Origin of the sequence: Paenibacillus sp. FJAT-27812, from assembly GCF_001273905.1 — a bacterium.
Taxonomy (GTDB): Bacteria; Bacillota; Bacilli; order Paenibacillales; family Paenibacillaceae; genus Pristimantibacillus.
The window spans coordinates 7,040,702-7,054,339 of sequence record NZ_LIGH01000001.1; the positions used below are offsets into that span (position 1 = coordinate 7,040,702).

The 13,638-nt window shown below is 48.0% G+C and carries 13 protein-coding genes; 2 read left to right on the top strand and 11 right to left on the bottom strand.

Features of this window, described 5'->3' with window-relative positions; all coding sequences use genetic code 11:
* Positions 1-117: 117 nt before the first annotated feature.
* Complete coding sequence (locus tag ADU23_RS30345; protein ID WP_053377175.1) at positions 118-696, bottom strand: TetR/AcrR family transcriptional regulator; 579 nt, start codon at positions 694-696, stop codon at positions 118-120.
* Positions 697-907: 211 nt separating this feature from the next.
* On the opposite strand from ADU23_RS30345, the gene ADU23_RS30350 reads away from it, so the two are divergent.
* Positions 908-1,540: a transmembrane-type terpene cyclase gene (locus tag ADU23_RS30350; protein ID WP_053377176.1), complete on the top strand. Its 633-nt coding sequence runs from the start codon at positions 908-910 to the stop codon at positions 1,538-1,540.
* Positions 1,541-1,640: 100 nt separating this feature from the next.
* On the opposite strand, the gene ADU23_RS30355 is transcribed toward ADU23_RS30350, so the two are convergent.
* The 8 genes from ADU23_RS30355 to ADU23_RS30390 form a co-directional block, all read right to left on the bottom strand.
* Positions 1,641-2,255: a glycerol-3-phosphate acyltransferase gene (locus tag ADU23_RS30355; RefSeq protein WP_053377177.1), complete on the bottom strand. Its 615-nt coding sequence runs from the start codon at positions 2,253-2,255 to the stop codon at positions 1,641-1,643.
* A complete protein-coding gene (locus ADU23_RS30360) occupies positions 2,252-3,346 on the bottom strand; it encodes a glycosyltransferase family 2 protein (RefSeq protein ID WP_053377178.1) in 1,095 nt (364 codons plus the stop codon). The genes ADU23_RS30355 and ADU23_RS30360 overlap by 4 nt, the downstream gene beginning before the upstream one ends.
* Before the next feature lie 122 nt (positions 3,347-3,468).
* Positions 3,469-4,464: a cell wall hydrolase gene (locus ADU23_RS30365; RefSeq protein WP_053377179.1), complete on the bottom strand. Its 996-nt coding sequence runs from the start codon at positions 4,462-4,464 to the stop codon at positions 3,469-3,471.
* Positions 4,465-4,619: 155 nt separating this feature from the next.
* Complete coding sequence (locus tag ADU23_RS30370) at positions 4,620-4,988, bottom strand: hypothetical protein (protein ID WP_053377180.1); 369 nt, start codon at positions 4,986-4,988, stop codon at positions 4,620-4,622.
* 165 nt (positions 4,989-5,153) lie between these two features.
* Positions 5,154-6,131 (bottom strand): NAD(P)-dependent alcohol dehydrogenase, encoded by a 978-nt coding sequence (locus ADU23_RS30375; protein ID WP_053377181.1) that lies wholly within the window; start codon positions 6,129-6,131, stop codon positions 5,154-5,156.
* A gap of 131 nt (positions 6,132-6,262) precedes the next feature.
* Positions 6,263-8,926 carry a LuxR C-terminal-related transcriptional regulator gene (locus tag ADU23_RS30380; protein WP_331459301.1) on the bottom strand — a complete coding sequence of 888 codons (2,664 nt, stop codon included), beginning with the start codon at positions 8,924-8,926 and terminating at the stop codon, positions 6,263-6,265.
* Positions 8,927-9,040: 114 nt separating this feature from the next.
* Positions 9,041-9,961: a poly(ethylene terephthalate) hydrolase family protein gene (locus tag ADU23_RS30385; protein ID WP_053377183.1), complete on the bottom strand. Its 921-nt coding sequence runs from the start codon at positions 9,959-9,961 to the stop codon at positions 9,041-9,043.
* A gap of 263 nt (positions 9,962-10,224) precedes the next feature.
* Positions 10,225-10,665, bottom strand: a complete 441-nt coding sequence (locus ADU23_RS30390; RefSeq protein WP_053377184.1) for an Lrp/AsnC family transcriptional regulator — start codon at positions 10,663-10,665, stop codon at positions 10,225-10,227.
* Positions 10,666-10,812: 147 nt separating this feature from the next.
* On the opposite strand from ADU23_RS30390, the gene ADU23_RS30395 reads away from it, so the two are divergent.
* Positions 10,813-11,832 (top strand): oxidoreductase, encoded by a 1,020-nt coding sequence (locus tag ADU23_RS30395; RefSeq protein WP_053377185.1) that lies wholly within the window; start codon positions 10,813-10,815, stop codon positions 11,830-11,832.
* Positions 11,833-12,107: 275 nt separating this feature from the next.
* Here the strand turns inward: ADU23_RS30395 and ADU23_RS30400 are convergent, their stop codons facing one another.
* The gene (locus ADU23_RS30400; RefSeq protein WP_053377186.1) at positions 12,108-12,362 is read right to left on the bottom strand and encodes a hypothetical protein; all 255 of its coding nucleotides are present in this window, start codon (positions 12,360-12,362) and stop codon (positions 12,108-12,110) included.
* A 115-nt stretch (positions 12,363-12,477) separates the two neighbouring features.
* Complete coding sequence (locus ADU23_RS30405) at positions 12,478-13,599, bottom strand: glycoside hydrolase family 88 protein (RefSeq protein ID WP_053377187.1); 1,122 nt, start codon at positions 13,597-13,599, stop codon at positions 12,478-12,480.
* Between the last annotated feature and the right edge of the window lie 39 nt (positions 13,600-13,638).

Sequence of the window (13,638 nt, forward strand, 5' to 3'; positions counted from 1 at the left end):
GTATATCGTCTCCTCTAGTTTAGGTTTTCATTTGTGGGAGTAAAGCTGGATTGCCGATGGAGTAAGCCGGCCAACTTTTTGAGAACGATCATTCTCATTTGCTGAAAAAAATTTTTTTTATTTTTCCATTGCTGCTAATGCAAAATTGGCAATGCGATGCAGCTTCTCTTTACCGACTGTGGTACGGACAAGGACCCTTAAGCCCAGCAGCGTATTGTGCAGGTGTTCGGCAAGCGCCTGAGCATCGTGGTCAGCGGTGAATTCTCCTGTTTGCTGTCCTCTGCGAATGATGTCCACAAGCAGCTGCTCGGTATGGTCAAAACCTTTTGCGGCCTTGGCGTCTACTTCTTCATCACGGGCTGCCAGCTCGATGGCTGAATTGACAAACATGCACCCGAGCGGCCTATCCTCGCCGCCTTCAATGATAAAGTCAAAAATAAAACGTATCGCTTGGCTTGCCGTTTGCGCGCCTTTTGCCCCGGCTTCTAATTGGGAGCCAACCATATGCCCATAGCGGTCCAGTGATTTTAAATACAGTGAATGCTTGTCCCCAAAAGTATCGTACATACTTCTGCGATGGATGCCCATATGTTCAACAAGGTCATTCAAAGACGTCTTCTCATAGCCTTGTTCCCAAAACAACTGCATAGCCTTATGCAGAACTGCGCTTTCCTCAAATGCTTTGGTACGTCCCATCACATATCCCTCCCAAAACCATCTTAGCATTTTGAGAACGATCGGTAAAGTATTTTCAAGAAAGCTCTTAAAAAGCGAGGCATATTACGGTTCTTATCTTATTCGTTCTATCCTTCGGTCTACATCAATCGATTGTTTCATATACATAGACAAGCTAAATTCATATTCTTGTATGACGAATTTTTTTAAGAAAGGATGCGATCACTGCTAAATGGAGCATCTATTGCTGCTAAAAGTAATACTGCTAGTTGGGGTAGCCCTATTTTGGACGATCGTCTATATTCTTGTCATTTATAAAGGGTTCCAGGATCAATCCTGCGGAATGCCCCTCGCCTCCATATGCGCAAATATTACGTGGGAATTTTTATTTACTTTTTTCATGCCATTCCACCCGCTTCAGCAAGTCGTAACCTTCATATGGTTCGTATTGGATTGTATCATTCTGTTTCAATATCTCTATTATTCCAAAGGCTTATATCCAAAAAGCACGCTTCATGCTTCCGTCTTCTCCTTGCTTGTCATCGCTTTGCTGCTGCATTACGGAATGGCGGTGGAGTTTCATGATAAAATGGGGGKTTATTCCGCCTTTGGCATCAACCTGATGATGTCCATTCTATTTATAAGAATGCTGCTGGTCAAGGAGCTTCGAGGCCAATCGCTGTCTATCGCTTATTTCAAAATGATCGGTACCGTATGCGCTTCCGTCCTCTGCTATATGCTTTACCCACAATCCGTGTTGTTGCTGATCATGTACGTTTTGATCTTTATACTGGACATCGTGTACATCGTGCTCGTCTATAACCAATCAATTAAAGTGGTGCACAAGCCGTCTATGAATCAATAATCAGAAAAACAGGGCTGTCTCTGAGGTCAATTCCGACCTTTTGAGGCGGCCCTTTCTCTTTCCGGCGGACCGGCATAATTTCACGCCCTGCCAAAGCCATTTAATTACCTTTCCCCAAGCTCCTCTTCAGCCAAGCCTTTAATTCAAATCTGTGCTTAAAGACAAGAATGGCGAAATTGCCCAACCAGACCCAGAAAATAGCCGCAGGGAACGGCCTGATTGACACATAAACGGAGAGCAGCAGCATCCCGCTTACAACCTGCAAGCCATCCGATTGCGCGGACTTATACCTGTTTTTGAAAATACTGCGATTCACAGCCATGAACAACGCTAAGATGACTGCATATGCCAAAGTAACCTCGAACCCCGTAAGCGCACTCCACACACCAAAGGTGACCGCAATAGCTTTGCCGCCCTTCCCTTTCAGAAAGGGACTGAATGCATGACCCGCAATGGGAGCAAGCGCAAGCGGAATGATAAAAAATCCTTGCCCGTAGTCGCTTCCCATAATCCATAATAGCGGCAAATATCCTTTTAAAAAATCGAGCAAAACGCCGGCTATGCCATATTTATAACCATTGGCCTTCCACAGGTTCAAGGCACCCGGATTGCCGTCTCCAACGGCTTTTAGATTTTTTTTGCCCAGCAGGCCGAGCCAGTACGAGAACATAAGCGACCCCGACAGAAATAAACAAGCCGTCAACAAAATGATCATTGCTCCCGCCTACCCCTCACTCGGACGTACCTTCCTTTCCATTTTACATGGCCCAGAAAAACGACCTGATACATCGAATAAATCATAATGACTACAAAAAATAGCGTAGAAAAAACATGCAAAACCGGAATCAAAAACCCAAAGTGTCCGACATATTTAATAAAATAAATGAATTGAAGCATATAGAGGATGTATCCGATCATTAAAGGCGCTCCCCATGAAGTGTCCACGAATATAAACACGGTGCTAGATAGCAGGAGCCCAACGACCCATATCGCTGTAGGGATAATCGTCCATGGGCTTAGCTGTGAGGTGCTTAAGACCGCACCTTTGCTAAACCCTTCGATTTCGCTTTGAATGCCTTTGGGGTACATCCGAAAGGAAACGAGGCCATACCCGATAAAATTGGTGACAGGGATGCCCGCTGCCATAAATTTTGATCCTAATAACAAATCGTCAAGCACCTCGGATTTGACGCTCTCATGGCCTTTGATTTTTTCGTAATCCTCTCTTAAGGCAACGATGCAGGAGCCATAAAGCCCTTTTTTCGGGTTGCTTCTCTCAAAAACCGATGTGAACGCAAAAATGCCTAAAATATTCATCATCATGGCGAGCTTTTCATAAAGCTTCTCCGCATGGTGAAACGGAACGACCGAAATAACCCCTCCGGATCGCTCTCTCGCTTTCATCAACGATTCCATTGCATGGGGAGCCAATCTTATGTCAGCATCCAAAAAGGCGTAAACATCGCCGGAGGCATGCTTGTATCCCGTCCAAACCGCCCAGCTCTTACCCGTCCACCCATCAGGGAGGCTGCTGCCCGCAATAACCTTGACCCCATAGCTTTCCGCTATTTCCCTCGTCCGGTCCTCTGAGAAATCATCCACAACAATAATCTCGAAGGGGCGGAATGTTTGCGACTTAAGGGATTCCAGCAAATAAGGCAAATTTAGCTCTTCATTTCTAGCGGGAATGATGACGGACAATTTCCTTAGCCCCTGATAAGGCTCATCATAGACGGGCAAAGTATTTTTTCGAAACAGAAGAAAACCGGAGAGGCATCCGACCAGCGATAGCAAAATAATCCACATTTACTTATCCCCCTTCTATATGTATATATGAGGGATTGACGCGTAATATATTCGTCCCAGCGAAGTGGCTTATCTTTGTCCAAAAAAAAGCCCGCTATGGCCTTGTAGCCATAGCGGACTTCCTATCTCGCAAAACTATGATGACCAATTGTCGTAATCACATCAAGGCTCGACCAAAACGAACCTTTGGAAACTTCGGGATTGAAAAAATAAACCGCGTTGCCAACGTTATTTTTTCCATTCAGTGCATCCTTCGCGGCACGCAGAACGCTTTCGTTCGGTTTGCTCTTATCGAGCATGCCGTTATGGGCTGGCGGAAATTGCTTTCCTGAATAAATAACGTCGCGGATCGAATCAGGGAAGCTTGCATCCTTCACCCTGTTTAATATGACATTCGCTAGGCCGAGCTGCCCCTCATACGATTCATATCCGGCTTCAACCATCGTAATCTTGGCTAGCAGCATAAATTCTGCTTCCGTATAAGGTGCTGCTGCTTTATCAAATATCGAAGGAACTACAACCTTAAGCTTCGTTCCCGGCTTGACCGCTGCTTTGCCGTCGAGTCCATTCCGCTTCAACAGCTCAGACTTGCTGCTGCCCGTTTCCTTGCTGATTTCCTCCAAGCCGTATTCTTCCGTTATGACGGCTGGCTTCACCGTTATGAGTTCGACAACGTCCGAAGCAGTATTCAAATTCACGTTGGCATGCAGCAATTCCGACAATTGGCGAAGCGGCGCATACAGCCTGCCCTCCGACAGGAAAGGAACCGCTTCCATCCGGTAACGGTCCTCGTTGAAATAAACGACCGGCACCCCGTTTCCAAGCACGATTTTATCTTTTAGAACCGTATGTATCGTTACTTCCTCATTGACGTTATCCCAGCTTGACTTGGCGCCGAATATTTCAGCTATGCGAGCCACTGGCACATACATTCTTCCGTCCAGCATAAAAGCCGGGTCTTTCAACTTTACATTTTCCCCGTTAAACTTGATCGTCACATCATTCACAGCAGCAGCTTCCCCTGCGGAGACGAAGGACATCGGTCCGATACAAAGCAGAAGCAATCCCAAAACCATTGCAATTATAAGCCTGCTAACCGGCTTTCCTTTTCTGATCATAGGTACCTCCCAGCGCTTCCTGTTGGTGTAATCTGCCAACATTCATCTTCTGGGCAAAATTATATCACAGCTAATTGCAGTTGTAGCATTAACATTTTCACAGAATTGGCCTCAAATGACACATTAACCCGAAAAAAAGTGAAAAAACAACCCGCTCAGCCGAGTGAACTGAGCCCATTTGCTTCGTCTTTATTCTCGATTTCCCATTCCAGCTGCTTCATGTAATCAATCATCGCTAAACAGGTTTCTCTTCTAATGGATCCAGGCACATCCTTCATTTGAAGCTGAATCGTTCTCTCGAAATCCTTGCTCTTTCTGATGATCGGCGTCCCTCTCTTTTTCTGATATTGAGCGATTAGCGCCATCAACGCCTCCCACTTCTCCAGCTCTAGAGTTAAGACTAAAATCTTATATTGGTTATCCGACTCATAACTGAAATTATTCCGCTCGCATGATTTTCGATTTCGAATTTGCGATTGCAGGCTAATCATTTTCGCATCAATATCCTCTATCATTTCAAGCATATCATCATCCCATTCCTGTTCGATTCAAGGAACATACGTTCCTGTCCATAAAAGAATGTCCAATAAAGGCAAGGCTTAAACCTAGCAAGCCATAATGATGGTGTACGAGCAAAAAAAAAGCTGATGCAGTTAAAATCCCCGCACCAGCTTGCCTGTTAGAATCGTTTATTTATGGTTCACAGTAATGACGACATTGCCTATCTTGTGCCCAGCATCGACGTAACGATGCGCCTCGGCCGTTTGTTCCAGCGGATAACTTCTATCGATGACCGCTTTTAACCTGCCCGCTTCAATAAGCTCTTTGAGGAACAACAAATCTTCCGCACGTTCGCTAGACACGCCGGAAATGACTTTCATGCTGCCGGTCATTGAAGCCCAGGTTCCCCGAACAATATGTGGCAGCATCATAACAGCCATCAAATAGCAGCCTTTTTTCTTAAGTGATCTTTGGCATTCGGAAAAAGGAGATTTGCCTACCGTGTCAAAAATAATATCATACGTATCGCCGCTTTTCGTAAAATCCTCCTTCGTGTAATCAATGGCCTTATCAGCGCCTAGTGCTTTTACCATCTCGACGTTTTTGCCGCTGCACACCCCGGTCACTTCGGCCCCGAAGTGCTTAGCAAGCTGCACTGCATAAGTGCCCATGCTGCCGGATGCGCCGTATACAAGCACCTTTTGCCCGCTCTGAATTTTCCCTTTTCTAAGAAAATGCAGCGCCGCAAGGCCTCCGACAGGAACCCCGGCCGCTTCCTCCCAGGACATATTAGCCGGTTTTAAAGCTATTCCGGCCGTTTCAGGCAAGCAAACATATTCGGCATACGCACTGAATACGAAACCTGTAACCGCAAATACGTGATCGCCTGCGCGAAATCGCTTGACCGCTTTGCCAACGGATTCAATTTCCCCGGCGAGCTCAATGCCCAGTATTTGTTTTCTGGGTTTTCTAAAGCCCATTACGAATCGCATGGGGAGCCTGAACATCGGTGGTGGCGTAAAGCTTCGAACTCTGCAATCTCCTGCCGATGCGGTAGTCGCATATATTTTTATCCGCACTTCATGATCCTTTGGAACAGGCTTATCTACCTCTTTTAGTTCGAGGACATCGGGCGGCCCATATCTTTGAAAAACGACAGCTTTCATATGGGAATCTCTCCTTGTTTGATGAAATGAACTCGTGGCTTTGAACAGCTGTGCCACCGTCACTATTTAGGAGTAGTTTATAGGCAAACCGGTACTGACGCATAGATACTAAAGTATGTTTATGTTATGGATTACAACAAGCCGAGCTCGCGTGCACGCGCCACTGCTTCGGTTCGTCTCTGCACCTGTAATTTGTCAAAAATAATCCGGTTATGCCCTTTAACCGTACTTAGGGCGAGAAAAAGGCGCTCGCTAATCTCCAGATTCGAAAGCCCCTCGGCTATAAGCCGCAGTACGTTTAACTCGCGAGCGCTGAGCGGCTCAATAAGAGGCTGAGCTCGGAGCGGCTCCGACTGAAGTCCATGGTGCGTCTGTTCCGCTTCAAATACAGCCAGCAGCTTAGCCGTATAATCCCGCATTATTCCATGGGCAGATGCTTCTGATATAAGCCTCGCCATCGGTAATCCTTCGTCGACAAATAGACGGACGAACCCTCCGGGCTCAGCCAGCTTGAGCGTCTCTCCCAGCAGCCGTAATGCTTCGTTCTTCTCGCCATGCGCGAATAAAGCGACCGTTTGCAACACCATCGTCTTAAGCCGTTCGTCCTCCCAGCCCTTTGCCTCCACTTGCTGGCGCCAAGGCTCCAGCAGCGCCAAAGCTGCGGCTGTGTTTCCCTGTGCCAAATGCACACGGGCAGCGCTGACTGGACTGAATGGAAGGCCATACGCCTCTACCCACTCAGCAGCAGCAGCCATATTGCCCATTCGTAGCGAAACAAGCACTTGGGCGTCAGAAATATCAGGCATCCGGTACACGAAGCTATGCCGGCGAACGAACTGGCCCGCCTTTATTAGAATCGAGAAAGCCCGGGCAAGATCTCCCTTAGCCAGCATTAGCTTAGACTGAAATATCTCACAAGTAACGAGTCTATCCGTATGTTCAATTTGCCTCGCTAATCGCATGCTTTGTTGCAAATGCTGCTCAGCAGCCTCCAAATCATTCCATTCGCAGCAAATACGGGCTAGGCCAAGATACGCCTCGCAAAATACCGGCATTGGCGGATCACCTGCAAGCTCCAGCACCTGCCGATATGTTTGGAACGCCTGATCAAGCTGATTTTCCGACTCCTGCAAGTTGCCAAGGCCAAGCGTCGCCATAATGCGGATGATGTAATGCCCAATCGTCTGGCTGACCGCTAAAGCATCGCTATATGCTTTTTTGGCTGCAGCACGTTCTCCTTTCAGCTGGTAGGCGTAGCCAAGCGTCCACGCTGCAGCCGAGCGGACAGGCAAGTTGTTAGGATGCAAAAACGCTAAGGCGCGCTTCGACTCGGCAATAATCGTATCTGCCTGATGCTGACTTACGGCTATCGTTGCCCTAACAGAAGCTATATGGCCAATCAGATTTTTGTTATTGTCGTCTAAGACGGCATCCTGCAGAGCTGCTTCTGCTGCTTGCAGCTTCTGTTCGACGCCGGTTGTTTGGCTGACAAACAACAAAGCGGAAGCATGCATCACCAACAAGGAAGGATTAGCATTCAATGTCGCGGCTGGCAGTGATTCCAGCCAGCTCATTACAGGCGTTACCCCGCCGCGAAAGTGCAGGGGCATGCCCCCTCCTTCCATCAGACGAACAGCGCGCGGAACATCATTAGCCGTCACGGCATGCTGAAAGGCTTCTATCTCCAGCCCGTTTTTTTCGTACCATACGCTCGCATGCATGTGCAATTCGCCGACGTCCCAGCCTTCATCACCAGCGGATGCAGCGCTGTGCTGATGCAGCCGCTGCCGCAGCAAATCTGCAAAGAGATGGTGATAGCGATACCATCGCCGTTCGTTATCGAGCGGAACAAGGAATAGATTGGATTGCTCGAGATATTCCAAAACTTCTTGCCCTGAAGCAGTGGTGAAAGCGGGAGGAAGCGAGCTTGAAGCAGCCAACGTCCCCTTCATCCTGCTATGCTGAGCACTTCTTCTCGTAACGGCATCGCAAAGAGAACCGCTCATCCGGTCGAGAACAGAGGTGCGCAGCAAAAAAAGCTGGATGCTTTCAGGCTGCTGGCGCAGCACTTCTTCCATTAGATAATCCATGACGTGGCGGTGGCTGCCGGTAAAAGAATCGATAAAGCCCTTTGTATCGTTATGTCCCTGCATGGAGATAGCGGCTAATTGCAAGCCGGCAATCCAGCCTTCGGTGCGGGTCTCAAGGCGCGAGATGTCCTCTGGAGAGAGACTTAGCCCCATCGCCTCATTTAGAAATCCAGCAGCTTCAATAGAGGTAAAACGCAAATCAGCAACGCGCAGTTCGTTTAGCTGTCCTCGAGCGCGCAGCCTTGCAAGCGGTAAGTGCGGGTCCTTCCGAGTAATCATGACCAAATGCATCTGTACAGGCAGCCGCTCAACCAGAAAGGAGACAGCCTCTTGAACCGGTGTGGCGTCAATCACGTGATAATCGTCAAGAACGAGGATAGAAGGGCTTGGAATCGTAGTCATTTCATTCAGCAGCAATGTCAAAATCGATTCGATTGACGGCGGCTGCGGAGATTGGAGCAGTCCAAACACGCCTTCTCCAACATTCGCTCCGATATTCTGCAGGGCAGCGAAGAGATACGTCAGAAAACGTGCAGCATCGTTATCGCCTTCGTCCAGCGACAGCCATGCGGCAGGCCTACCGCATCCGGCAAGCCATTCGCTGACCAATGTCGTTTTGCCAAAGCCAGGCGAGGCAGAGATCAATGTCAGTTTGCGTTGTTTGCCTTCATTCAAGCGATCAATCAGCCGAGAACGAAGGACCATTTCCGGCCGGTTCGGGGGGATGTATAGTTTAGTTGATAATATTGGCATAATCATAGCTCAATTATAAGGACCGCGTCTTCAAGCCGTCAATCGAACCGTTTCGTTATACGCCGGCTATTGTTGCTGCATGTTTGCTGAGAAGATATCTTTCCAGTTATCGTTCGTCAAAATTTCCGCGTCCTCGCCCTTAAAGGCGGACATCGCTTCCGAATCGCCCATTAACTGATATCTCATCCAAGCTGTCAGATACCCTCTATGCTTGCCGCCATCCTGTTCGATCGCCGTATGCGCTGCCCCTTTGGCCATCGCCATCATCGCCGGAATATCCGGATTTGAGCTGCTGATCGCCAGCTTGTTCGAGGCTGAAGGAGATATGATAAAATCACGGGTTCCACTCATCACAAAAAAAGGAACCTTCAAAGCTGAAGTGTCATACACATCCTCTGGATCGCAATATTTAAGCGCCGGGAGCGCGATCGAGACAACCGTCTTGATAGCAGCGCCGCGTTCAAAATTAGTATGGGCGTTAATTACGCCGGTGGAGCCTTGAGAATGGCCCGCAGCGCCTATTTGATCAGTTTGAATGCGTTGATGGAACGGGCTGCCGGACGTATCGTTTTGAGCCAGCATATAATCAATGGCCGCAACAATTTCTTTCCCCGTACCAGTTGTCGTGCTATACGTATCGATAACTACAAATCCCCAGCCCGCCAAATGGCGAAATAGCTCGTCGTATTGCTCAGGCAGAGCGCCCGTCCCATTGCCCCAAGCAATTAACGGATGCATCGACTCTTGCGATACTGGAGAGTAGACTTTGTACCGTTTTTTTCCTTTCTCGTCCGAGATTTCCTTCACTGCTACTTCATATTGTCCTCGTGACGCATATTTCTCTTCCACGCTGCCCGTCTTAAAAGTAGCAGAAACCGAGTTCACCAGCAGAAAGGAAACCGTGGAGAATGCGATTATCATAATTAAAAAAATGCCGGTCGTCCATAATAACCATTTGCTTCTGAGAACTCTCTTAATTTGCGGCATACAATCTCCTCTCACTATGTCACTTACATGCCGGATGATCATGATGATAAGCCTTGTTAATTTTCATAGCTGTTTAGTAGATTTATTATACTATAAGCTCCTGGTCATTACTTGCTGATAACAATGGATAGCTTGTAATTTACATATTTATTTAATTCAGTTAAAAATAAAAAACCGGCACCCTGTTCGACTCCGTACCATGTCAAACAAATCAACCACGTCCATTGGGCGTGGTTGATTTGTTTGATTCCATCATTGCGCAATTACACCTTGGTCGCGGTTGCTGCAAGGCTTTTATCCTCAAATGCCGTCGAGAGAACAATCAAGGTCGTAGAAAATCCGTAGGCGCTGCAGCCGTCAAGAAAGTTCGCCAATGATTCCGTCGTTTCGGTTAACACCTTCAATAAAAAATTATATTCTCCGCTAATTCTGTAAAGATCAACAATCTCAGGAGCCGTTTCGCTGAAAGCAACAAAATCCTGGCAGCTATTTGTTTTAAACAGTACAAATGCGGTAGTATGCTTGCCTAATTTTGAAGGGGAAAACTGCGCGCGATAGGCAGTTATAATGCCTTGCTCTTCCAGCTTTCGCAATCTTTCCGTTACCGCAGGCTGCGACATCGCGATCATTCTGCTCATCTCAGAAATAGGCATTCGGGCATTTTCATGCAACAAAGATAAGATTTTGGAATCAATTTGATCCATAATCATCGCCGCCTCAATATTAAAGGTTATAGACTTAAAATAACTAAATAATTTAGTTATCAGATGCAATCTTCCTTAAGAATACTATGTAATTTATATGTTATCCATCATAAAATATCACTATTCAATCGCAAAGGAGAATATAAGATGACATGGACCTTAAACGATCCCCTCGCTATGGGCGGGTTAACTTTAAAAAACCGGCTAATTATGGCGCCAATGCAGCAGTACAAGGGAACTTCCGAGGCTTTTGCCACGGATCATCACATTAAACATTACGGCCGAAGGGCAAAGCATGTGGGCCTCGTTATTTTGGAATCTACCGCTATCTCTTCTAATGGACGGCTGTGGGCAAATGATATCGGAATATTTACGGATCGCCACGTGGAGCCCTTAAAAAAAATTACAGACGCCATCCACGCGCACGAAACGCCTGTCTTTATCCAGTTGTCGCATGGGGGACGGAAATCTTCTCCCGAAGTAACAAATCGTTTAGTCGCGCCGAGCGCAATTGCGTTCGACGATCATTACGGCACTCCCGAGTCTCTGTCTATTGCTGGCATTGAAGGAATTATGAAGGAATATCGTCTTGCGGCAAAAAGGAGCATAGCAGCCGGGTTTGATGGCATAGAAATTCATGCGGCGCATGGTTTTTTAATTCATCAATTTTTATCGCCGCTATCCAATAGACGGTCGGATGCCTATGGCGGCGCTTCCGATAACAGAGCCAGGTTCTTGAAAGAAGTTCTTCTCGCGATTAGGGCAGAAGTCGGAAGAAATTATCCGGTTATCGTACGGGTATCTGCGACTGATTATTCCGATGGAGGACTAACGCCTGAAGAATTGGCGCGCATGCTGCTGCCGCTCGAGTCTGAACTCGATGCTATCCACGTCACAACAGGCGGGAATCTTCCCGTGCAGCCAAGCGACGTATACACCGCTTATCAACTGCCACATGCGGCAGCGCTTAAACAACATTTCAGCATTCCAATCATTGCAGTCGGCAAAATTTATACCCGAAACCTCGCCAACCGCATCCTCGAGGATCAATTAGCCGACGGCATCGCGATCGGCCGCCCTCTCTTAGAGGACCCGGATTATGCGGAACAATTATTGACGAATCAGGAGCAAAGCAGTAAGGGTGAAAGGAAGGCTGTTTCAAATTAAATCCCTAACCCCGTTCGGGTTTTTAGCTCTATTTTCAGCCGGCAGCGGCTCGGCAGTCCAGATCAGCTATCACGTCACCGTGCATTTTTACTCGTTCAGCACCGTAACGAGGGAGCCCCTGCCAAGCAGCTGTCGTTTCTTTCATTTAATTACCGAGTGGAATCACCATGTTCCATGTATGCCGTGCATCGCCAAAACCCGTTTTCCCATCCGATACGGCTCCAAATAAATGAGTCGGCCTGCCGTCCTGGAACAGTAAAGATGGCCGTTCGAAATTACCGTTCGTGTTTCACAATATGCGGGTTGTGCGTGCTGCGGCCATCCCAGTATTCCGCGCCTCTTGCAGGGAATACAACCTCTTGGAAATCATATGGACCCTCAGGCGTATCTGAAACGGCTCTAACGATTTCTGAAGCTACGATCCAGCCCGGATGCATGGGCAATGATTTAGGCCAGCGAGACGCAAACATATGAAATCGCCCATCCTCGCCTTTTGCGACCGACCCGCACCATACCCAGTAGCCATCCATCCGGAAACCTCCATGAACGGACGCCGGCAATTTCGTGTGAAGAATGGATATCCCCTCCTTGAATCTCAAACCGTTTCAGAGACTCTATTAACCATCAACTGCATGTTTACAAACTCTATTCATACCAGTAGCCTTTATGACCATGCAAAATCCGCATAAGCGCCTCGATATAATAGTAATCGCCCCAAATCATATAATCATCCGGTGAAGCTCCGCCGCGTACGCTGTATGATCCCCTCTCCAGAAGCCCCTCCGCATCCGGCTTGCCGATCGTGGCATAGTGATGGATCAAGCCATCCATTGATCGCTTCATGCCATTCTCCAAAAACGCCCTGTCGGGGTGATCCGCTGGCAAGGACAGCAGCAATTGATGGATGCCGCATACCGTGATAGCAGACGCGGAGCTATCTCTCTTTGTCTCTGCATGAATTGGAGCAGAGAAGTCCCAGTAAACAACGCCATCACCCGGTAATCTTTCCAGAAAGTGACGCGACATACGAAGCGAGGTTTCCTGATAGAGCGGATTGCCCGTGTAGTGGTAAGCAAGCGCGAATCCGTAGATTCCCCATGCTTGTCCTCTCGTCCACGTTGAGCTATCGGCATACCCCTGCTCCGTCCCGCCGCGAATGGCCACTCCGTTGCTCTGATCGAAGTAGAACGTATGGTAAGAGGAGTCGTCGCCGCGCACGAGATAACGTCTGCTCATATCAGCTTGCTGCACAGCCACTTCAGCGTAGCGTTGATCTCCCGTGTGCCGGGCCGCCCAGAACAGAAGGGGCAAATTCATTAGGCAGTCGATAATAATTCGGCCGCCGTTCTTCTCGTCTCCTTCCGGCCCCCAAGCCTGAAGGATGCCGGCATTCGGTCTCCAGCGTTTCATAAGCACATCAGCGGAAGCAAGCGCTAGCTTCTTAGCCGTCTCATCCTTCTCGATCATCCACTGAGCCTTGGCGGAGAGAGAGTAGAGAAAGCCGATGTCATGATGGTCCAATACCGTATGTGCTTCCAGCCGCTGGCGAAAACTCTCCACATTGGCAACCGCCGCATCCCGGAACTCCCCATCCTTTGTATTCTCGTAGCATAGCCATAACATGCCGGTCCAGAAGCCATTCGTCCAATCCGTATTATCATTGAGGTGATAGACGCCATTCTCGCTGACATGCGGAAATCTCCCATTGAACCTCGCGATATTTTGTTTCGTTTTTGCCACAGCATCCCTAAGTGCCTCTTGCAGCATGTCATTCACTCCCCGTATTATATGTCGTCCAATCCTTAT